Annotated in this window: 17 protein-coding genes; 6 read left to right on the top strand and 11 right to left on the bottom strand. The window is 69.5% G+C overall.

The annotated features are described in order from the left end of the window. Nucleotides 1-1,182, top strand: a complete 1,182-nt coding sequence (locus BIV23_RS39750; protein ID WP_245790874.1) for an SMI1/KNR4 family protein — start codon at nucleotides 1-3, stop codon at nucleotides 1,180-1,182. Nucleotides 1,183-1,467: 285 nt separating this feature from the next. Here the strand turns inward: BIV23_RS39750 and BIV23_RS39755 are convergent, their stop codons facing one another. Further along, a complete protein-coding gene (locus tag BIV23_RS39755; RefSeq protein ID WP_079173714.1) occupies nucleotides 1,468-2,343 on the bottom strand; it encodes a helix-turn-helix domain-containing protein in 876 nt (291 codons plus the stop codon). 114 nt (nucleotides 2,344-2,457) lie between these two features. On the opposite strand from BIV23_RS39755, the gene BIV23_RS39760 reads away from it, so the two are divergent. After that, entirely contained in the window at nucleotides 2,458-3,156 is a 699-nt protein-coding gene (locus BIV23_RS39760; RefSeq protein WP_071385870.1) for an SDR family NAD(P)-dependent oxidoreductase, read from the top strand. 173 nt (nucleotides 3,157-3,329) lie between these two features. Here BIV23_RS39760 and BIV23_RS52775 read toward each other — a convergent pair whose 3' ends face one another. After that, nucleotides 3,330-4,592, bottom strand: coding sequence for an eCIS core domain-containing protein (locus BIV23_RS52775; RefSeq protein ID WP_245790875.1), 1,263 nt, complete (start codon nucleotides 4,590-4,592; stop codon nucleotides 3,330-3,332). A 378-nt stretch (nucleotides 4,593-4,970) separates the two neighbouring features. Here BIV23_RS52775 and BIV23_RS39770 point away from each other — a divergent pair, with 378 nt between their 5' ends. Both BIV23_RS39770 and BIV23_RS39775 read left to right on the top strand, forming a co-directional pair. After that, nucleotides 4,971-6,509, top strand: a complete 1,539-nt coding sequence (locus BIV23_RS39770) for a class I adenylate-forming enzyme family protein (RefSeq protein WP_281250201.1) — start codon at nucleotides 4,971-4,973, stop codon at nucleotides 6,507-6,509. A 113-nt stretch (nucleotides 6,510-6,622) separates the two neighbouring features. Beyond that, entirely contained in the window at nucleotides 6,623-7,423 is an 801-nt protein-coding gene (locus tag BIV23_RS39775) for an FkbM family methyltransferase (RefSeq protein WP_071385872.1), read from the top strand. A gap of 101 nt (nucleotides 7,424-7,524) precedes the next feature. On the opposite strand, the gene BIV23_RS52780 is transcribed toward BIV23_RS39775, so the two are convergent. From BIV23_RS52780 to BIV23_RS39785, 3 genes are all read right to left on the bottom strand, one after another. After that, complete coding sequence (locus BIV23_RS52780; RefSeq protein WP_245790876.1) at nucleotides 7,525-7,926, bottom strand: hypothetical protein; 402 nt, start codon at nucleotides 7,924-7,926, stop codon at nucleotides 7,525-7,527. A gap of 114 nt (nucleotides 7,927-8,040) precedes the next feature. Continuing rightward, the gene (locus BIV23_RS39780; protein ID WP_071385873.1) at nucleotides 8,041-8,973 is read right to left on the bottom strand and encodes a GNAT family N-acetyltransferase; all 933 of its coding nucleotides are present in this window, start codon (nucleotides 8,971-8,973) and stop codon (nucleotides 8,041-8,043) included. 454 nt (nucleotides 8,974-9,427) lie between these two features. Then, nucleotides 9,428-10,534 carry an alpha/beta hydrolase gene (locus tag BIV23_RS39785; RefSeq protein WP_079173716.1) on the bottom strand — a complete coding sequence of 369 codons (1,107 nt, stop codon included), beginning with the start codon at nucleotides 10,532-10,534 and terminating at the stop codon, nucleotides 9,428-9,430. A gap of 882 nt (nucleotides 10,535-11,416) precedes the next feature. Between BIV23_RS39785 and BIV23_RS54200 the strand changes: the two genes are divergently transcribed. Further along, on the top strand, nucleotides 11,417-11,980 hold the full coding sequence (locus BIV23_RS54200) for a hypothetical protein (RefSeq protein WP_177240207.1): 564 nt from the start codon (nucleotides 11,417-11,419) through the stop codon (nucleotides 11,978-11,980). 1,093 nt (nucleotides 11,981-13,073) lie between these two features. Here the strand turns inward: BIV23_RS54200 and BIV23_RS39790 are convergent. After that, nucleotides 13,074-13,547: a hypothetical protein gene (locus tag BIV23_RS39790; protein ID WP_071385874.1), complete on the bottom strand. Its 474-nt coding sequence runs from the start codon at nucleotides 13,545-13,547 to the stop codon at nucleotides 13,074-13,076. 108 nt (nucleotides 13,548-13,655) lie between these two features. After that, nucleotides 13,656-14,270 carry a hypothetical protein gene (locus BIV23_RS39795; protein WP_071385875.1) on the bottom strand — a complete coding sequence of 205 codons (615 nt, stop codon included), beginning with the start codon at nucleotides 14,268-14,270 and terminating at the stop codon, nucleotides 13,656-13,658. Nucleotides 14,271-14,470: 200 nt separating this feature from the next. Between BIV23_RS39795 and BIV23_RS39800 the strand changes: the two genes are divergently transcribed. Then, entirely contained in the window at nucleotides 14,471-15,013 is a 543-nt protein-coding gene (locus BIV23_RS39800) for a hypothetical protein (protein ID WP_071385876.1), read from the top strand. Here the strand turns inward: BIV23_RS39800 and BIV23_RS39805 are convergent. From BIV23_RS39805 to BIV23_RS39820, 4 genes are all read right to left on the bottom strand, one after another. Next, a complete protein-coding gene (locus BIV23_RS39805) occupies nucleotides 15,005-16,261 on the bottom strand; it encodes a CHAT domain-containing protein (RefSeq protein ID WP_071385877.1) in 1,257 nt (418 codons plus the stop codon). The two genes, BIV23_RS39800 and BIV23_RS39805, sit on opposite strands and share 9 nt — an antisense overlap. After that, on the bottom strand, nucleotides 16,179-17,468 hold the full coding sequence (locus BIV23_RS50910; RefSeq protein ID WP_071385878.1) for a hypothetical protein: 1,290 nt from the start codon (nucleotides 17,466-17,468) through the stop codon (nucleotides 16,179-16,181). Before BIV23_RS50910 ends, BIV23_RS39805 begins: the two co-directional genes overlap by 83 nt. 329 nt (nucleotides 17,469-17,797) lie before the next feature. Then, a complete protein-coding gene (locus tag BIV23_RS39815; RefSeq protein ID WP_071385879.1) occupies nucleotides 17,798-18,595 on the bottom strand; it encodes a maleylpyruvate isomerase family mycothiol-dependent enzyme in 798 nt (265 codons plus the stop codon). A gap of 865 nt (nucleotides 18,596-19,460) precedes the next feature. Continuing rightward, complete coding sequence (locus BIV23_RS39820) at nucleotides 19,461-19,970, bottom strand: DinB family protein (RefSeq protein ID WP_071385880.1); 510 nt, start codon at nucleotides 19,968-19,970, stop codon at nucleotides 19,461-19,463. Nucleotides 19,971-20,435 lie beyond the last annotated feature (465 nt).

Here is a 20,435-nt window from a genome sequence, read left to right on the forward strand (position 1 = left end):
ATGTTCACCACCCCCTCCGCGGAGCGCCCGCCCTCACCCGTTCCCGTCGACTGGCCGGCCGTCGAGGACTGGCTCGGACTGCGGCTTCCGGCCGACTACAAGCGGCTCGCCGACCGGCACGGGCCGCTGGACTTCGGTGAGTACGTGTGGATCCATGTGCCGTGCGTCCAACAGGACCGCTTCGGCTACGGCGATTGGCTGCGCGCGACACACCGGGACGCGCGGATCGAGGCGCGGGAGCTGCCCGAGGCCGAGCGGCCCGTGGTCCATCCCGAGGCCGGCGGCCTGTTGGCCTGGGGTTGCACACGGGGCAGCGACGTACTGTTCTGGGACACCTCGGCCTCCGACGACCCCGACGAGTGGACCGTGGTGGTGCGGCACTCGGGGGCGGTGCCGGGCAGTGGCCTGCTCCGCTGGCACCGGTACGACCTGACGTTCACGGACTATCTCCGGCACACCGTCCGCGACACGTGGGAGCTCCCCGCTCCTCCCGGCCCGTTGCTGGGCCCGCTGCCGGGCACCGTCGCGCGGACCGCGTTCCTACCCGACGCCGAGCCCTGGACCCCGCCCCCGCCGGTCCCGCCCCGGCTCACCGAGGCCGAGCGCCGGAGCGCGCTGGAGACCGGCACAGGGATGGACGCGCTGCGGCTGCTGTCGCCGCCGCCCGAGCAGCCGTACCTCGGCGACGGCTCCTGGGAGGGGCTGTTCGCCGAGCTGGGCACACGGCTGCCCGGGGAATACGTCCGGCTGATGGACGAGTACGGCGCCGGCATCTGGAGCGGGTGGCTGCGTTTCCACACCCCGCTCAGGACCGGTGAACGGCGTTTCCACACGCACGTCGAGGACACCCTGGACGCCTACCGGCAGCTCAAGGACGGCCACGCGGAGTGGTACCCGCTGGCCGTCTGGCCCGAGCCCGGCGGTTTCCTCCCCTTCGCCAACTCGATCGACGGCCACTGCCTCGGCTGGCTCACCGAGGGCGGGGATCCCGACACCTGGCCGCTGATCGTCTGGCCCCGCCACGCGGACCAGGGCTCGCCGCTGGAGGGCGGCCTGGTCGACACCCTCCTCGACTGGCAGCGCGGCAAGCTGGTCACGGAAGGGTTCGCCGTCCTGGACGAGGACGACGACCCCGTCGAATTCGCGGACTTCAAGTCCTGGGACGACCGCGCCTACTGGTGAGCCCGCAGCCGGCGATCACCCGGTCGTCCGTCCGGCCGGTGCGCTGGGTGTCGCGCTCACGTCGGCGTTGTACGACGTACCGGCCGAGGTCTCGATCACGCTGAGGTCGAGGCCCGTGGTGTCTCGGACGTTCCTCGTCCAGCGGCAGGTACCGGACCCGTTTCACCCCCCCGACCTTGTCGAGCCAGAGTCACGGCGGGGCCTGACCCAGGCGACTCCGGGTGGCCGCCACCGTCGCTGCCACCGTCACCGGCCCGCGTTCGCCGCGCGCCGACGCTCTGTTGATCAGGCACTCCAGGTGGGTGTGGTGGCCGGTGGGCCGGCGATGGCGGCAAGTCGGAGTCTGGTCTCGTCCTCGCTGCCGGGCGCGGCGGTCATGATCACGATCTTGAGTTCGGAGTCGCCGTCGGTCAGGACGTCGCAGTCCACCGTGACCGGGCCCATCGAGGGGTGGTCGATCGTCTTGTGGTCCTCGCGGTGTGCGGCCACCTCTCCGGTCGCCCACAGTTCGGCGAATCGCGTGTTGCCCGCGTTCAGCTCGCGGATCAGTGTGGCCAGGCGGCTGTCGTGGGGGAAGCGGCCGGTGGCGCGGCGCAGGTCGGAGACGACGGCGGCGTCGGTGGCGGCGCGGTCCGCCTCGGCCACCGGCCACAGCGCGAGGCGGGCGGGGCCGGCGTCCACCGGGAACCTGTCGCGGGCGAAGTTGCGCAGTCGCGGCGGCGTGGCACGGGGGTCGCCCAGCAGGGCGGCCCATCCGCGGTTGCACCACACCAGTTGCCAGTCCGCCGCGAACACGGCGACCGCCACGTCCCCGAGGCGGGCGAGCACCCGCCGCACGCCGGGCGGAAGATGGTCGCTGATCGCGCCGTTCACCGGTGGGGCGAGCCGGGCCAGCCGGTACAGGTGGTCCCGCTCGGCCGTGGACAACTGCAGGGCGCGTGCCAGTGACGCCGCCACCGACGCGGAAGGTGTCGTGGCCCGCCCCTGCTCCAGGCGCACGACGTAGTCGACCGACACCCCGGCCAGGTCGGCCAGTTCCTCGCGGCGCAGCCCGGCCGCCCGGCGCCCGCGGACCACCGGCAGCCCGGCGGCCGACGGCGGCAACCGCTCCCGCCACGTCCGGATCATCGCGCCCAGTCCCGTTCCGGATGCCCTCGACATGCTCTCCATCCTGCTGCATCCCCGGGTCGTGCGGGGGCACGAGGGTGGTACCGGTCTTCCTACCCTCGCCGCGTCCCTGGTCCGCCCCGGGCCGTCGGGACCAGTATCGAACGCATGACGATCACCTTCATCACCGGAGCCAACAAGGGTCTCGGCCGTGAGACCGCCCGCCGCCTGATCGACTGCGGGCACACCGTGCTCGTCGGAGCCCGCGACCGCGAGCAGGGCGAGCAGGCCGCCGCCGCGCTCGGCGCACGGTATGTCCCCATCGACGTGACCGACGACGCGTCCGTGACCGCCGCGGCCACGAACGTCGCCCAACACGAGGGCCGGATCGACGTCCTGATCAACAACGCCGGTGTGCACGGCCCTGCCGGCGATCCCAGCGACCTCACCGCCGCCGACGCCCTCGCCGTCCTCGACGTCAACGTCATCGGCGTCATCCGCACCACCACCGCGTTCCTGCCCCTGCTGCGCCGCTCGGACGACCCCGTGATCGTCAACGTCAGCAGCGGTATGGGCTCCCTCGCGCTCACCCACGACCCCGCCCGGCCCGAGTCGCACGTCATCGCGCCGCTGTACACCTCCTCCAAGGCGGCACTGACGATGCTGACCACGCAGTACGCCAAGGCACTCAAGGGCGTCCGCGTCAACGCCGCCGACCCCGGATACACCGCGACCGACCTCAACGGTCACAGCGGCCCCCAGACCGTCACCGAGGGCACGGACGCGATCGTCGCCCTCGCCACCGAGGAACCCGGCGCGGGCACCGGACGCTTCGTCTCCCGCCACGGGGAGATCACCTGGTCCTGAAACCGGCCGTGATCGGGCGGATCGCATCGTGATCAATCCGCGGGTTCTGCCGTCGCGGCAGGGCCTGGCGTGACGCCGGCGCATCCGGCGTCGGGGAAGACTCGGCTGAAGGCCCGGCCTCCTCGTACGCGTGAACAGCCGGCAGTACACGCGGGCGGCAGGGGGTCACCGTGCTAACGGATCTCTGCCGGGAATCCCTGGGGGACCGCGACCCGGGTGACGGCGTTCGTGGTCCTGTCCATCTGTACGTAGCTTGCCGAGTATTCGACTCCTTCAGGTACGAGGTATTCGAGTTCGGCCGAGTTGTTCGACATTCTGCCGTACGTGCTGACAGTGAAGGTGACCCCGTACCAGATCGGTGAGTTCGGATTCCCCTGCGCATGATTCGTGCATTTCCACAGCATCTTCTTCAACGGTTCTTCGAACTGGCGGTTGAAGTTCTGGTTCGTGCTGTCGGTCATGGGCGTCAGGTTCTCTGATACTCCTTCGCCACCCAAGTTGTCGTTCCAGAGGTGCCCCTTGATCCAGCCGCTGCCGTCCCTCGCGTTCAGCTCATTGACGAGGGTGCACTCGGTGGCACCGGGACGCGAGCCTCCGTATGAGTTCGCCGGTGCGTTCACGCTCGGTCCCAAGGTCACCGTGACGCTTGTTCCGCCCGTCCGCTGGAGGGGGCCACCGTTGCCCTGCGGACCGAAAACGGCGGCGACCCACACCGGCGGGTGTCGGTCCCAGGCCGGGAGCGGCAGACTCCCCGTGTCCCCTCGCGTCGCGACACGCTGGAGCGGCACATCCGTGTCCGTGGTCGCCCTGCCCCGAGGCTCTTCGACCGGCAACCGGGACCGGGCGGGCAGGCTCATCGCACGGTCGGCACTGGCCTCAGCCTCTCGCTCGAAACGGTCGCCGGGGTCGGAGACCTTGAGGCCGTTTCCGTTGTCGGTGCCGGCGACCGGGCCGCGGCGCTGTTGGATGACGTGGGTCAGTTCGTGGGCGAGGGTGTGTCTGTCGTTGCCGCCTTGGCCGATCACGATGTGGCTGCCGCTGGTGTAGGCGCGGGCGCCGACTTCGGCAGCGGAGGCCCGGGCGGTCGTGTCGTCGTGGATACGGACGTCGGAGAAGTCCGCGCCGAGCCGGTTCTCCATGTCGGTGCGTGTGGCGTCGTCCAGGGGCCGCCCGGGCGTGCGCAGGACGTCGTGGACGGCGGAGCGCTGGACCGCGCCCGTGGTCTCTTCGTCCTGCTGGTCGCCGCAGCCTGCGGTGTGCGGGTGCTGAGACTGGGCCCCGGGGTGCCCGGCCCGGCGGAGCATCTGGACCACGGCAGCGTTGCCGACGGCGGCCTGCAGGCCCAGCGGACCGTGCTGCGGTGCGGGCGACGGTGTGCGGGCCGTGGCACGGTTGGTACCGGTTCTGGTGTCCCGGGTGTTCTCGTGATCGTGCAAGGGGGGCCTCGCCTCTGGTGCGGTTCGTCGACTCCTCGTGCATACGCTGTGGCGAGCCACTTGTGCCAGGTACGTTCGGGCAGCATTGGCCGTCCGCCTGGGCAGCATCGGCCGACCGGCCGGGCAGGACACGGAGTACGCCCGCCGCGCCCGGGCCCCCGAGGTGAGGGAGTTCCGGTGTCGGGTGACCACACCTGAATCCGCCCGACGCGTCCCCTGGGTACCCGAAGGTACCCCCTCACGCTCGCAGTACTGGCGGCCGGCCGACGTCCTCTTGGCCGTCTTGTTGCCGTCTGCGGATCCCTCCATCGGCGGCTTGACCCCTTGTGGCGGGCGGCCCATGTTGGTGAGTGCTTGCGGCGGCACGGGCTTCCTCCCGTGGCGCTGCTGCCGCCTTGTCCCATCCTGCGGAGGGAGTCAGCGCTGCCTGCTGCATACGTCACTGATCTCGTCGACGCCTTCCGTCGTGACGTCGATGGGCCGGCGATCGGCTGCGGGGGGCGTGTGCTGACGTTCGGGCACGCGCTTGAAGAGGTGTGGCGGCTGGCCAGGCTGTTGCGCGGGCTGGGCATCGGGCGCGGCACTGGGCTGGCGTGCGTCACCGGCAACACCCCTGAGACACTGCTGGTCCGGCTGGCGGCACACGTCCTGGGCGCCAGGCTGACCCAGGTGGTGATCGACCCGGCCACCCACAACCTGGCGCACATCCTGGTCGACTGCCGGCCGGCTCTGGTGGTGGCCGACACCGCGATCCCCGACACGGGAGCACGCCGCATCGGCCTCGACGACCTGCTGCGGTCGGCTGCTGAACTGCCGAGCGATCCGCTGCCGGTCATGGCACGGGAGGAGGACGTTGCCCGGGTCACCTACACGAGCGGCACGACGGGGCGACCGAAGGGCGTGGCATCCACCTTCGCCGCCATGCGGGTGCGCACCGGCTGGACCCGCCGCCACGAGGGAGCCGAGCCGGTGTTCGTCTCGGTGACTTCCCTGGCCCAGCGCGCCGGCGGGCGGTGCCTTGAACACCTGCTCAGCGGGGGAAGAGTGGAGATCCTCGACGCGTTCGACCCGCCGGAGTTCGCCGCGGTCTGTGCCCGCCTGGCCCCGGTGACCACCTACCTGTCGCCGTCGATGCTGTACCGGCTGCTGGACCACCCTGCCACCGCCGCAGGGATTCCCGGCCTGGTGTCGGTGTCCTACGGCAACTCGCGGATCCTCCCCGAGCGCCTCCGCGACGCCCTGCGGGTGTACGGCGTGAACTTCCGGCAGGGCTACGGCATGAACGAGGCGGGGGTGATCTCCCGCCTGTCACCCGCCGACCATGCCGCTGCCCTGGGCGGCAGACCGCACCTGCTGGCCTCCGCCGGGCAGCCGGTGCCCGGCGTGGAGCTCTCCATCCGCGACGAGGACGGCCGGGACCTGCCCGCCGGGTGCACCGGCGAGGTGTGGACGCGCTCGCCGGCGATGATGGCCGGCTACTGGCAGCGCCCCGATCTGGACACACAGGTGCTGCGGGACGGCTGGCTGCGCACCGGTGACATCGGACACCGCGACGAGAACGGGTACCTCTATCTGGTCGATCGGATCACGGACATGATCATTGTGGACGGCCGCAACATCTACTGCGGGCCCGTCGAGGCCGCTCTGGCCCGGCATCCGGCCGTGGCCCAGGCCGTGGTGGTCGGCCGCGACAGCGCCGTGACCGGCGAAGAGGTCCATGCCTACCTCCTGCCCGCGGCGGGACATGAGCCCAGCGATCAAGTCGCTGCCGAGGCCTGCCGACTCGTGGTCGACGCGCTGGCCGAGGCTCACCGTCCCACCGCGGTGCACTGGGTGGACCACATCCCGCTGGCAGCATCCGGCAAGCCGGACAAGCAACGGCTGCGTGCCCAGGCGGCGGGTAGGCCGATGTGGTGATACGCACAACTGTTCGATGAGAGGCGGGAGTTCATGAGCTCGTACCGGTCGCTCAGTGCGGATGTGTTCTGCAGGCTGGATTGTTGGCTCCAACCCTGATAAATGACGTTGTCATGGTCATGAATGCGATTGAACTGCACAGTATCAATCGTTGGGAGGCGTCCTTCCTGCGCGAGGAGGTGGGAGGCTACTTCAGTCACGGCGTCGAGTGCATGCCGGGCGCGACGGTACTCGACGTGGGCGCCAACATCGGTGTGTTCTCGGCGGCCGTCTATGAGCGGCTGGACGGGGACGTGCGGATCTACGCCTTCGAGCCGCTGCCGCCGCTCCACGAGACACTCGAACGCAATGCCCGCGAGTTCTTCAACGGACGTCTGACCGCGCTCCCTTACGGCCTGGCGTCCCGTGACGACGAGCTCGACTTCAGCTACATTCCCGCCGCCACGATCTTCTCGTCCTCCTCGCGAGATCAGGGGAACATCGAGGCTGAGCGGCGGCGGGTCACCGCCAGTGTGGTCGAAATGATCCGCCAGGGCGGTCTGGGACCGGTCCTGCGCCGCGTACCCGCTCCCCTCCTCACCCTTCTCGTCAGCCGCAAGCTGCGGGTGATGCGGCAGCTGGAGAAGCACCGGGTGAAGGTCAGGCCCCTGTCGTCAGTCCTCGACGAACAGGGCATCGACCACATCGACCTGATCAAGATCGATGTGGAAGGCGCCGAACTCGACGTACTCAAAGGCATCGAGGAACGGCACTGGCCACTGATTCGGCAAGCCGTCGTCGAGGTGGAGCGCTGGCAGCAGAACCGCGACATGGTCTGCGAGGTCTTCCACATGCACGGCTTCACGGTCAGCACCGAGCAGGACCCGGTGCAGCAGGCCGGCGACATCGGCATGGTGTTCGCGGCCAGACCCTGAGCACGCGCAGCACCCAGCAGTCGATTACGGCCTTCCGGCTGCTGGTGGCCCCAGCCGCACTCGGCTGCCGAGACCCTACGGGCTCAATTCCGCGAGTACTCTCACAGCAATGGCCAACACGAGAGGGTGGGGCCAAGGCTTTCCCAAACAGGCAAGCGCACGCACGGTACGTGCCAACGCGCCCTGAAAAAATGGCCATTGGCCTGGCGTCGCGCCATGGTCCGGCTGTCGTTTCGCCGGGTGAGGGCGAGCACGCCTGTCAGCGACGCCAGCGACAGGCCGCTCGATAACAAGGAGGCGGCCTCTTTTTCGTCGGTCGGCAGGGCCGCTAGGCCTCCCAGCTCGTAGACCCGTTCGAGCAGGAGCGGCGCCCAGTCCAGGTCGAGGACATCCGTCGGCGGTGGACCCCAGCGAGGATCTCCATCCGGAGATTCGTCGGCTGACCGGCGGCAGCCGACGAGATACTCCACCGGAATGCGTGCGAACTGCTGAGTGACGGCCATGGCAGCAGAATCCCAAGGGCTTTCCCTACTTGGCCTTGTCGGGGTGGTAGCTGGGCCGCGGACAGGCGGCCCAGCGCGAAGTCGTCGAGGATGACTATGTCGAAGCGGATGAGCTCATGGATTCGTTTCTCGCGGATGCGCTCTGCGTCGGTCACGTTCCTCACCAAGTCCCGGCGTGCCGCAGGAGAACCCGTATCCGGTGAAGTCGGCGACATGGACGTATCCGATGCGCTGGTAGAGGGCGTTGCTGGTGGGATTGGCCGGGTCTGTGAAGAGAACGACGTCCGTCGCGCCCGCGGCCAGCGCGGCCCGGCTCACCTCGGCCGTCACCGCGCCCGCGTAACCGCGTCCCCTCAGGTGGGCCGGGGTGTAGACCGGGTCCACCCGGATCATGCCGCCGACGATCGATGTCGCGGCAGCCATGGAGACGGGAATGCCGTCCGGGGTCTCCCAGAACGTGAAGTGCCTGCCGCCGAAACGCGAGTCCGCCCAGGAACCGGCGTCGATCAAGTCGATGGAAGGCTGCTCCCCGACGTCGACGCAGAACTCACGGCACCAACGCACGACTTGCTCATGGTCCTTGCCGTCCGCGATGCGCCCCCGGCCCTCCGGGCGCGGTTGCGGTGGGGTGAGTGTGCCGAGACGGTAGAGATGGGTCCGCCAGAAGGGTGTCGGCGCCACGCCCGTGTGCCGCTGCCATGTGTTGGCGAAAGCGGTTGCGGTGTCGTGGTCCGCGATGACGCCGGAGGGAGAGTGGCCGAGGCCGGCCAGGTGAGTGGCGAGGACGTCGGCCTGCTCGGCAGAGAGAGGAGTGATGCTCAGGTATCCGCGCGGAGTGCGATAGAAGACGGCGCGCACCTCGCCCTCTGACTCCAACCGGCCGAAGACGGTGGATGCGGCGTCGTGCGCGTCCGCCCTGCGAGTTCGCAGTTTCTCGATATCGGTCAGCGGTGTGTTGTGCAGAGCCGGTCGCGAGCGCAGGAAGTGCCCTGCTCGAGCGAGGAAGTCATCGACGTCGTAAGTGAGTTGCCAGTCATCCGGGCGCATGTTTCATGATCTCCGGAGGTGCTCGACTTGGGGGACTACTTTGCCCGGCGTCGCGTACGTCACGGCGTGCGTTTCTGCACCAGCCGTCGTGCGCTCGGCTTTCCGACGCCACCGCGACCGCCGCTTTGGTCGGGGCTGTCTGTGGCCGAGGAGGAAGCAACCGACACGGTTGCCCCCTCCCCGCGCATCAGCAGCCAGGCGGCTACCACCATCTCCTGGTCCCGCGCTGCGCCGCCGTGGAGCCATCACCGTCACCCGTTTCGCCCAGCTGCTGAATGGCGGCCGCACCAACCTGTCCAACCAGTTGCAAGACGGCCACCGGCTCTTGGACCCGTACCACATCGTCGTCACTCCGCTGCCTGGAACACCGGCATGCGCACTCGCGCGACTCCGAGCCCGTTTGGCGTTCCGTGACGACCGTCCGAACGCAACACCGCAGTGCGGGACCCCGGGCTCAAGAGGACGGCGTGGGGCCCGTCGTCTGCTCGCTGATCCATTGCATGGGCCCCTCCATCATCCTCAGGTAGGTGGCACCGTTGTGGGTGCCACCGGGTATCTCCCAAAGCTTGGTGTGGACCGGGCCCTTGCCGTAGGTGGCCATGAAGTTCTTGACGGCGTTGATGGTCGCGGTGTTCTCCCTCGTGCCGACCTGGAACGCGATATAGACGTCCGGCTCCTTGGCGGCTGTCAGCTGCTTGGCCAGTACCTTCGGGTTGTTCTCCCGCATCTCCTTCTCGTGGCCCCGCCACAGCGGGGAGTCGGGGACGATGTCGGGGCCGTTGGCGATGGCGGTCTTGAACTTGTCGGGGTGCTTCAGAACAGCCTTCAGGCTCGCGAAGCCACCGGTGGAGGAACCCATGTAGCTCCAGCCCGCACGGTCCTTGATGGTGCGGAAGTTGGCCTTCATCAGGTTCGGAACGTCCTCTGTCAGCCATGTGCCCATCTTCGGCTGGTCGGGGATGTCACTGGCGTCCCAGTAGATGCCGTGTGTGTCTGGTCCCGGATTGAGGATCGGCATGGCCAGGAGGAAGGGCTTGCTCCTGCCCTCCTCGTACCACTTGGAGACGCTCTTCTCCAGGGAGAGCCGGTCGGGGCCGAACTCACCCACCGACCAGTAGTTGCTGTCGTTGCCGGGACCGCCAGGCAGGGCGATCATCACAGGGAAGCCACTCGTGGCGAACTTCGCGTCCTGGTACTCCTTGGGCGCCCAGACCCACACCTTGCCCTTGAACCCGGACTTGGGTCCGTCCAGGGTGACGACGCTGACGTGGGTTCCGTCGCTCAGGGTCTTGACGTTCCTGAAATCGGCCTTGGGACCCGTGGGCATCAGAATATTGGAGTCCGCGGGCTGCGCGCTCCTCCCGTGCTTCGCACTGCCGGTCTGGTCGTAGTTGACAGGGTCGCCCTTGTCCGTGAACGGTGGGATCTCGTAGTGGCTCATCACCTGCCAGGCGACCAGTCCGAGCGTGGCCACGGACACCGCCGCGACGATCCAACGGCGGGCACGGGACGCACGGCGCCGGCCACGGGACCGGTGCACTCCGGTGGATCGGTTTGTCATCTTGCGGCTCCGGCTGGTATTGCCCCAAAGAGGGCAAGGGGGTCAGTTCCGTACCATCTAGATGGGCATCCCAGGCCAGAGGTTGCTTCATCAAGCCGTCCAGCAGGTCTTTGATACGAAACCACGACAATCGGACCGTGGCCCGGCTTGCGGGTCTCGGCGTTTCCAGCCGGCACCGGACGCAGGCAACCGAATCCGGACGGTGTATCGACCTGTCCTGCGTTTTCCCAGGTCATCCTGTGTTCGTCTTCGGAATCAAGAACACCACTCGGAAGTGAGGGAGCGCGACCATGCCATCCGGTACCCACCCCGGCGAGGGTGTCGCCACACCTCGCACCTCGCTCTGCCGCCGCCTCCACGGAAGGCGGTGTGGGATCGTCGTCTTCCCGGGCGTGATCCTGCGGTGGCACCGTGACCTGATGCGCCGCCCCAGCGCGGCATTCCGGTTCTCGTCCTCCGCTTGGCCCGCGGCCAACAGCGCCTGGGCTGTCGGCGTATCCACGGCGACCGTGCCGCCCTCGGCGTCAAGGTCGCACCGTCTCCGGTGTGGGAGATTCGGAAGCCCCCGGTAGCGAGCCGGTGCCCGAACGTGATGGTCAGACCTGCGCCGCATTGCTGCGCGGCCGGGCCCAAACGATCCTGGCCCGTATCCGCGTCCTCGGTTCGTCCTCCCGTCCCACCAGGACCGGGTGTCCGGCTGTGAGGAACGTGGCCATGGACGTCCGGGACGCCGGAGCCACCCCACCGCCACGCACCCGCGGCAGCAGACAGCTCCCACCGGTTGGACATCCATCGACGCGGTCGCCCGGGCGTCATCCTCCACGCGTATGCAGCGAGGTCCTGCGCCGGGCCTTGGTGGTTGCCCACAGCTGTGGTGGGGTCGTGGATGATCGACATCGGCACCGCGACGAAGTGGGCGAACGCCTGCAGGGCCAGCAGAACGAAGGTGTGGTTGAGGGCGACGAGGTGGGTGAGCCAACCGATGACGACGGGGCCGGTGAGCATGCCGACGTAGCCGAGTTTCGCGACGCGGGGGACGTTGGCACCTGCGGCCGCAGGATCGGCGTGCCGGGCGGCGCTGAACAGTTGTGGGACACAGCCGGACAGGCCCAGTCCGAACAGTGCCCAACCCGTGAACGCGGCCCACAGCCACGGGCCGAGTGCCACGAGCGTGATGCCGACGGCGGCCGTGGCCGCGCCGTAGCGCAGGATCGCCATGGAACCGAACCGGGCGCTGAGGCGGTCGGCGAGCAGCCGGCCGATGGTCATCGGCGCCGCGAAGGTACCGTAGGCCAGGCTCGCCGTGTCGGCGGGTGCACCGGAACGTCCTTCAGGTGTAGCGTGCTCCAGCCGTTGGCAGCGCCCTCGCACAGCATGACCATGAGCAACCAGGGCGGCCAGAAGCCAGACGGGCCCCTTGAGGCTGCGGCGCGTGTCGGCCGGTGACGCCCCGGCCTCCTCCGCGGAGCCGGAGTTGGAGCCGGAACCGCGGCCGGGACTCGCGGCAGCGGCGCCGGCCCAGGGGCGGGTCCCGGCCGAAGGCCGTTCCGGCGCGCTGGGGCGGTTCCTCGACAGGCTGCCCGAGCTGCACTGGCAACCCTCACCGCGGATAGCTCGCCGGCTCACGGAACGCTTGTAGGAGAAGGATCCGAAACCGTGGGCCGCGAACGCGGCGCCGATCCCAGTCAGGAGTGACCGGTATCGATGACAGAGAACCGCTTGCCCTCGGGAGCGGCGAGCACGACGATGTCGGCGTCGCCGGGACAGAGATCCCCCTCGACGCGCTGGGCCCCAGCGACTCCAACGGTCGCACATCGGAGGCCTGTTGGTCAGGAATGGGAGTGGTGGCCTGCATGGTCCTCACTCACGAGCTGTGTGACGAAGCGGACCTCATTCAGGCCCAGTTGGCACCGACCGAGCCGGAACGGCTGGAGTAGGCGATCACGCCGCAAGCACGCCCCCGGCCTGTCTCGTCGAGGTCGACGGTGACTGGACAACCCTGCCCTGGAATGCTCCAAGCCCACCGCCGATGCTTGGTTCGGCCTCGACGACCTTCACCGCCTCAAGGAGAGCCGGGCTCCGAGTGAATGCCTCATCCACGAACTCATCGCCGGGGCCCTACAAGATCGCCCGGGGCAGGCTCTGGGACCTTCAGGGAAGCGTCAGGGTCTCGCAGGAGACGCATTCGGCAGGCCGGACGAGCCCGGCTCCGTACTCGCCGTAGATGCCGTTGCTCTCGCGGAGCAGGAAGGCCAGGTATGCGGAAGTGGGTGATTGAGGAGCGTGGCACAGCGAGCCAGTGATGATTCTGGCGCAGAGGACTGGAAGACCGTCGTACCGGGCAAGGCCGCGACGACTTCGGTCCATCCGGTTGATTCAACCTCCAGAGGACGGGCCCGTGATCGAGCCATCGAGTAGCCAGTCGGTCGGGGGCGACGGCGCGCCGCTGGACTCGTGGCGCGGCTCGATGAGCGATGCCCGAACGGTCCTGGCCGAGCCCGCCGCTCACCACCCACGCCACGCGATGCGGGACGGTCTCTCAGGGCCATATCACCTCGCCGTTTCGGACAGCCAAGGGTTCGAAGCGCTCCGAGTCACAGAACCTGGTCCACCCCACGCGAATATCGCCGGTGGCCGTACGGTGCCGGTCATCTGCCTTTGAGGCCAGCCAGGTGAGCAGTTCACCGGTGCTGGCGAACCCGTCGGGGTGTACCTCCTGGCGAACGGTCAGGGCCCATGTCCCGCATCGGGTGTCTAGAGGGCTCAGCAGCGCCGAGACGAGCACTCCACCCACCTTCCATGCCACGCCCTGCTCGGCCAGGAGGGGCACGGGCTCGTCCACCACGACAAGTTCGCCGTTCTCTGCCTCGACGACTGCCGGAAACGCGGGCACGATGTGGAGACTCTCGGGCTTGGGTCCCAGCCCGAGGTGCCACCGAAGTTCCGCGACCTCTTCGTCGGAGAGCCCCCCGCGCAGATTCAGGGCGATGGAGAGTTCGTAGATGTCAGCCACAACGGCACGCTATCGCCCCGGTATGACAATGCTCGCGAGAGCGGTGCTGCGGTAGCAGAACATGCGCGCCGTCGGCCTGGATCGCCGACCTCCAGAGATGGCGTCCTCTCAAGGCGAGCCGTTCGTCAGCAGCAGGTGGAAGGTGCGGCCTCGGTGGACGAACGTGGCGGTGTCGGAGCCGCCACCGTCGAAGTACACCGGCGGCTGCGGCTGCTCGTCACTGTAGTAGCCGGTGGAGCGCAGGAAGTCAGGGCTGACAGCGGCGAAGGACCAGGCCGGGTCGTCCGTGCCAAGCAGTTCCCGGGCGAAACCGCGCGCCAACTGTTCGGCGTCGGCTGCCGGGTAGTGGTGGCCGTAGGGGCTGAACGCCTCGCAGAGCATCCAGCGAAGCCGTGCCAGAAAGCCTGCGGCGTCGAGTGGGCTGATCGTGGCGTGGAACCCCTCGCGCAGAAGCGGATGTTCGAGGGGCTCGCTGTCGTTCCCGTCCGTCAGGTTGTACCAGTTACGGCGTACGTCGGCGGCACGCATCAACCGCTCGAAGAGGGCACTGCGCAAGAAGGCGTGCAGGACATCCTGGCGGTTCCCGGTGACGACGGGCACGTCGCAATCCGTGGTGAGCAGCAAGGTGTTGCTGTTCATCGCGTGGTCGACGGCGGAGAGGAAGGCATCGACGGCGGGGGGTTCGGGATCGGGCGGCGGCGCGGTGAAGTTCGGGGAACCCATGACGGCAGCGTTGCGCGCGTCCGGTCGTTGCTTCAACGGCTTTTCCGCCGCTGCGACCGGGTGGTTCAGCGTGACCCCGGCAGTGACGACGCGAATCGGTGCGGCGCAGGTCCCGGGCTTGTTGATGGGGCCGCCCCCTGGGCGTGGGCGCGGCGTGCTGTCCCAGGGCGATTGTCAGTCCTCCTTCATACGATCACGGCATGCCTGATGCCTTCACCGTCCTGTGGACCCATGACACATGCCGTGCCCTGCGTAGAGCGGGTCGTGTGGGAGAGCGGCCTCCGGTCGCCTTCAGCGGTGTCCATTCGTCTTTGCCCTCGTGGTCGGCGGCGCGGATTGGGGACGAGGTGTACGCACTTCACGTCAATCGGTGCGTCGTGCACGTCGTGTGCCGGATGCGAGTGATCGACATGGAGCGGCGCGACTGCTGCGGCACCGCCCCCGCGACGTGGCAGGACCCGGCGTTTCCCGGGCACGACGACTGGTCGATGCTCGGTGCTGGTGGCTGCGGAGCCGCAGCAGTGCACGTGGAGGCGACGCCGGTGCGCTTCGAGATGCCGATACCTGGTGATCTTTTGACGAGGCTCACCTGGCGTAACCGCCGAGGCCGGACCCGCGGTCTGAAATACGTGGTCGACGGCCGCCTCGAGCGTGCGGTCAGCCTCCAGGGCTTCTACCGACTGACCTCCGAGTCCGCCAACGAGTTGGCGGAGTTCGTCGGCAACGACATCCCTTCATCCTGAGGCTTGCCACTGCTGGCGTGAGGCCTGAGCCACACGCTTCGGCGTCCCGGCCGACGCCCGGAGCAGAGGCTTGGAGGGGGGAGTGAGGCGTTGCCTCGTGTCCCAGAGCCGCACCCGCAACCGACAGCCCGGCGCAGGCGTCGCGTAACACGTGGAAAGCGCATGGCTCTTCTCCCTCATCCCGCTGACGATCGGCGCGGTCTTCCTCGGCTTTGCGAGGCGACGGAGGCGCCACGTTCCACCACCCGGTCGCGGCATGGACAGCCCGGGACGGCCGTGGGTACGAGTACTCCTCACGGTTCGGCCGCGGAATCGTCGGAAACGACTTCTCGCGATCGAGGGCTGGGGCAGGAGGACGGTCGACGTGCTGTATCTGCCGGTAGCCGGCCAGCCGGGGGCGACGGCGGTCAGGATCTCGTCCACGAGCCGGTCGGCAGCGTTTCGACAGCCGTACGTACGGGCCCGCTCCGCCATCCCCTGCCGCGGGTGGGCATCGGCCGGGAGTGGGCCCAAAGCCTCCCTCACCTGGTCCGTCGGCACGGCACCTTCGAGTGGCGCCGAGACGCCCGCCTCCTGCGACTGGCCCGCGTTGTGCGTGCCCGCTCGCCGCCCGCCGATGACGCCCGGCACATCGGCCTGGGCGACGACGGTACGGCTGGAGGGCGCCCGCGTGCGACGCCGCCGCACTTCGCGGACCGCGCAGGGTGCCCATGGCGGCGGGACCGTACGATCGTCCGCGGCGGGCCGTGCATGACGGTCCGCACGTCGCCGATCCCCGCCCATCCGCGTGCCCGGGTCGGTCGGTGGCGCCGACCCGGTGTTCCCCACCGCGTACATCGGGCCGGTACACACCCGGGACACCACCTCGCGGCGTGCCGTGGAGCAGGCGCGCAGGGTGAGGAGGTCCCACCGCAGCCCGGCGTCCAGCACATGGCGGGCGGACAGCAGATGCCGGAGGCGGGTCCGGATCTCCACTTCCGGTGGGTACTTGCTGGGGCGCTGTCCGTCGTGGGCCAGCCGCAGCCCGGAGTCGAGCGGCTCGGCGCGGTCGAACCAGCCGTGCCCGGTGAGGTGGGCGACGCGCGCGGCGCGCACAGCGGCCAGTACGGCGTCCGGGGTGGCGGACAACCGGCTGACCTCGGTCACCGCATCCTGGCCGGTGTGCTCAGGGACGATGAAGGGGGCGACGAAGTCGATGTCGTGCTCCAGCCGCTCCGGGTCCGGGTCCTCGTCGGCCGCGACCAGCACACTGCCGTCGGCCGGGGCGCGGGGCGCGGGGCCGGGCGACCGTACGCAGCAGGGCGGTGGCGCTGGACACCTGCACGACGGCGTGGCGATGGGCGAGCGGCGTCCGGGTTCCCTGCGGGCCCTCGTCCGCCGACGGTAGCGGCAGCGCCGCCAGAGGCAGCGCCTGCAGCGCCGGGTCGGTCGCGACACAGAGCAGCTCCCGACCCGTCACCGCGGGCAGGAAGGCCAGCAGTCCCGGCGCCGAGTCCTCGAAGAAGTCAAGTTTCCGGCGCCATGGCCTCCGTGCCGGAAGCGGAGGCAGCGGCGGGAGGGCGTCCGCGTCCCCGTCGAAGGCCCGCCGCAGCCTTCCGGCCGCACGCCGCATCTCACGTCCGCCCAGAGACGATTGAAAGCCCGTCAGTTGTCCGGTGTCGGCGTGGACGACGAAGATGACGCAGCCGCCCTCATCGCCGCCCTCGGCGGAGCAGAAGTAGGAGACGAAGGCGCAGTGGCGGGCGTCCGGATCCGCTGCCAGGCAGGCCCGCAGCTCACGCAAGGTCGCCGGGGTCTCGGGAACACCCGCGGGCGCCGACGCGCCCTCGACCCACGCCCGGTACTCCTCATGGAGATCGAAGGCGAGCTCGACCGCCGCGTCTCCCGCGAGGTCTCCCTCCGGGGCACCCTCCGGCAGCGCGAGCCCGGCCCCAGCGTGGTCGAGCAGCATGCCGATCAGCAGCTCGTAGCGCTCCTGATGCCGCGTCACCAGCGCGGCCAGGTCCCCGCACGCCTCGCCGCCGCGTCCGGCGACCGTGCGCCGCAGCTCACAGCGCCGCGCCCACAACAGATCGAAGGCCGCCTGCCGATCCGCGCCGCTGCCCGACCGAGCACCCGCGCCCGCCCCGTCCGCCCGGTCCGTCCCGTCCGCCCGGTCCGTCCCGTTCGCCCGGTCCGTCCCGTCCGCCCTCAGCGTCCTCGCCAGCCGCACCTCGAGCCGCAGCACCGTCGCCGGATCGGCCCGGTGTCCGAGCGCCTCCTGCCGCAGCACCCGCAGCACCCGCAGCGCCGCGGCCGCGCCGCCCGCGTGTCCAGACGCGGCCAGCGCCTCCGCCTCGGCCAGCCGGAACGCCAGATGATTCCCCCAGTACCGGTCGTCCTCGGGGAACGAGGCTCGAAACTCCTCCGCGGTGCGCAGCAGCAGCTCCGCCTCCGGGGCCCTGAGCCGTTCCATTCGCGACGCCACCATCCCCATCCTTGGGCAGTGGCCTGCCGGTTGACCGTCATCGACTTCAACAGCCCCTGGAAGTAGGCCTCCGCGGCCCCCGTGTGGTCGTTCTCGTCCACGATCAGGTCCGGCAGGTCCTCGACGCGGCGGCATGCGGCCTGTCGATCGATGCCGCCACACGGACATCAGCGGCGGCCCCGCCACGAGCTCCGCGACTGTGCGCCGACCGGCCGGCGCTGAGGCTTCGACAAGTACCACCGCGTGCGGTGGTCGTAGCCGTCGGCCGAAGGCATGCCGTCGGGGTCGGGGCCGGCCAGGTGGCACACCGTCACGTCCTAGGGCTCCGGGTCCCAGGCCACCAGCTGATCGAAGAGAAGCCGGTTGCCGTCGAGTTTCAGGGAGTCCAACGGGATCCGGTCGTAGAAGGCGAGGACGAGGTCACTGGCCGTGCCTCCGGCGGAGGCGTCGGCCGTCTCCGGATCCTCGTCGGCGGAGGCGGGCATCGCGCCGGGTGAGGGCAGCCGGGCGGCCCGTGCACCCTCGTCGGAGAGCCAGTTGCGCCAGGAGCGGCCCTCGGCGACGTGGTAGTCGACGGCAGCGGGTTCGTGCGGCCAGGCGACCGTCGTTGTGCAGAAGGTGGACAGGAACTCCTCGACACCGTCGACTGCCACCTCGTCCGGCAGCGGCTGCGGGGCGCCCAGGGTGAGCTGGGCGTCGTAGGTGTGGACTGCCATCTCGTGGAGCTGGCGCCGGGCGACGCCACCGCAGGTCCGCGGCGACTGCGACTTACCCCACCACGCCCAGCAACGGCGATCCGGGCCGGCCTCCTGCAGCGCGTCCAGCAACTGCTGCGTCGATGCCGCCAACCAGGCCAGCAGGGCCTCGCGCTCCCGAGGAGCGGCCGGTTCACCCTGCGGTGTGGACTTGGCCACCGCGTCAGGTCCTGCGGCGACGGTGGCGGCCCAGGCGCGGCGTCCCTCGCCCAGGTGCTGCGCCAGATCGAACAGCGTCCACTCGGGGCAGGTCGGCACCTGCACGTCGAGACTGGGTGCGGCGGCGACCGCGGCGCGGAAGGCGTCCGACCGTTCGTCGATGAGTCGCAGCAGGTCGGAGAAGTTCAGGGTGTTCTGCACTCCGGGTGTCTATCACTAGGCTCCGGGAACCGGACAGCGATTTTTCGCCATCGACTTGGGGCGCGCGGTATGGGACGCGCCCTCGGATGATGCGGCGTCCTCGTCTCGCTCCGGTCCACCACGGAGGACGCCCGAGTCGTGGAGAGCGTCAGTCCCGTACCGTCGACGCGGCGGCAGCCGCTGCGGGACGGCGGTCACTGCGGGACGGCGCGAGGGACTCGCCCGCCTTCTGGCCCGCCGCGGTGTTCGTGGCGGACATCCGCAGCCGCGAGCTGGGTCCATAGCGCCATCCGACTCCCGGGTGGTCGCCCTGCCCCCCACTCACACAGCCTGACCCGCCCGGCCCAACCCGGGCGAGCGGGTTTGCGGCCGCCGCGATCGAAAACCCGGCTCGAAGGGCGTGACCATCCGTCGACCGACCCGCGGACGGGGCTTCTCCGACATGCTCGATTGCCCGACGGCCGTACACGTCCGGGCGTCCACGGCGTCGGCGGCTCGGGCGATGCGCGCCCAGGACACCGGCTCCGTCCTGGTGAAGGAAGAGAGTGGTGCATCCGTGCGACTCCTCCGCGCGGACGACGCGGCCGTCGAGCCGACCTCGCCCCCGCGTCGGCGCCGACACCGGATCCGAGATGCACGGGAAGCTCAGCCGGAGGGCACTCGGGGGCATCGAGAGGCGGCTACCGGGCAACGACACGGGTCCGGCGCCGGTGGGCACGAAAGGGGTGCCGACACCCCCCTTCGTCGGCAGGGCCGGCGAACACACGGACCTCCTGCTGCGAGCAGCGTGACCACCGAGGGGAGTTCGTGATGTCCGCGCTTCTGAGGGAGGGGGAGTCGGCCGCGTCGGGCGGGGTTGCTCGGGTCAGGCGCCGACCGTGCCGTCCACGCCCTCGCGGAGGAAGTCCGCGTGGCCGTTGTGACGTCCGTATTCCAGAATCATGTGGAGCATCACCATCCGCAAGGACACGTTCTCGCCCCAGCGCGGCTGGTGTCCGGCAAGGTCGAGGGATTCGGCGCGGAGCTCGATGCGGCGTGAGTGCTCGACCTCGGTCTCCCATGCCGCGAACGCCTCCTCGGCGCTCGCGTCCGTGGTGTCGTATGCGGCCTGGAAGTCGAATTCCTTCTGCGACCAGACCATCGGTGCGGTGTTGTCTTCGAACACCCTGCGGAACCAGGCGCGTTCGACCTCGGCCATGTGGCGGACCAAGGCGAGCAGGGACAGGGTCGACGGTGGGCTCGACCGCTCCTTGAGCTGTTCCTCAGTCAGGTCCTTGCACTTCATCGCCAGAGTCGCCCGGTGGAAGTCCAGGAACGCCCGCAGCGTCTCGCGCTCCGTACCGAAGAGGGGCGGGCCAACGCGTTCGAAGGGCATGGTGAGTTCCTCTCGTAAGCGAGTCGGGGCGTTGAAGATATCCCGTCCCTCCGGTCCGGTGCAGCGTGCATGAGCGTTGGGCCTGCGTGCTTTGCTTCGGTCCTGTCCGGGGTACCGGGGTACCGGGGCCGTAGACGACGACCGTGGACTGGCCGATCGCCACATCCGAGGCGTCGACCGACCGTGACCAGATTTTCAGCGGCTGCGACCTGGGGTGGTGCAGCTGATCGCCTGCTTGGTGATGCTCACGGTGCCGTTCTCTGGCCGGGTATGACCGTAGCGGTCGCCATCTGGGGCGCCCGCACGGCGACTATGACGCCGGGCCAGTTGCTGGAGCTGACCCGTAGGGGGCCGAGGGGGAAGTCTGTGATACGCCGCGTGCGCTGACGCGCCCCAGCGGGGACTGCTGCACGGGGCTCTTCGGGTGATTTGTATGGAGGATGGTCGTCGGGTTGGTGGTTTGTT

The organism is Streptomyces monashensis (assembly GCF_001866665.1).
In the GTDB taxonomy this organism is placed as follows: Bacteria; Actinomycetota; Actinomycetes; order Streptomycetales; family Streptomycetaceae; genus Streptomyces; species Streptomyces monashensis.

What these genes read in the sequence shown, in the direction of transcription:
- BIV23_RS39750 (WP_245790874.1), top strand. Translation starts at nt 1, where the DNA reads ATGTTCACCACCCCCTCCGCGGAGCGCCCGCCCTCACCCGTTCCCGTC.
- BIV23_RS39755 (WP_079173714.1), bottom strand. Translation starts at nt 2,343, where the DNA reads ATGTCGAGGGCATCCGGAACGGGACTGGGCGCGATGATCCGGACGTGG.
- BIV23_RS39760 (WP_071385870.1), top strand. Translation starts at nt 2,458, where the DNA reads ATGACGATCACCTTCATCACCGGAGCCAACAAGGGTCTCGGCCGTGAG.
- BIV23_RS39775 (WP_071385872.1), top strand. Translation starts at nt 6,623, where the DNA reads ATGGTCATGAATGCGATTGAACTGCACAGTATCAATCGTTGGGAGGCG.
- BIV23_RS52780 (WP_245790876.1), bottom strand. Translation starts at nt 7,926, where the DNA reads ATGGCCGTCACTCAGCAGTTCGCACGCATTCCGGTGGAGTATCTCGTC.
- BIV23_RS39780 (WP_071385873.1), bottom strand. Translation starts at nt 8,973, where the DNA reads ATGCGCCCGGATGACTGGCAACTCACTTACGACGTCGATGACTTCCTC.
- BIV23_RS39785 (WP_079173716.1), bottom strand. Translation starts at nt 10,534, where the DNA reads ATGACAAACCGATCCACCGGAGTGCACCGGTCCCGTGGCCGGCGCCGT.
- BIV23_RS39795 (WP_071385875.1), bottom strand. Translation starts at nt 14,270, where the DNA reads ATGGGTTCCCCGAACTTCACCGCGCCGCCGCCCGATCCCGAACCCCCC.
- BIV23_RS39800 (WP_071385876.1), top strand. Translation starts at nt 14,471, where the DNA reads ATGCCTGATGCCTTCACCGTCCTGTGGACCCATGACACATGCCGTGCC.
- BIV23_RS50910 (WP_071385878.1), bottom strand. Translation starts at nt 17,468, where the DNA reads ATGGAACGGCTCAGGGCCCCGGAGGCGGAGCTGCTGCTGCGCACCGCG.
- BIV23_RS39820 (WP_071385880.1), bottom strand. Translation starts at nt 19,970, where the DNA reads ATGCCCTTCGAACGCGTTGGCCCGCCCCTCTTCGGTACGGAGCGCGAG.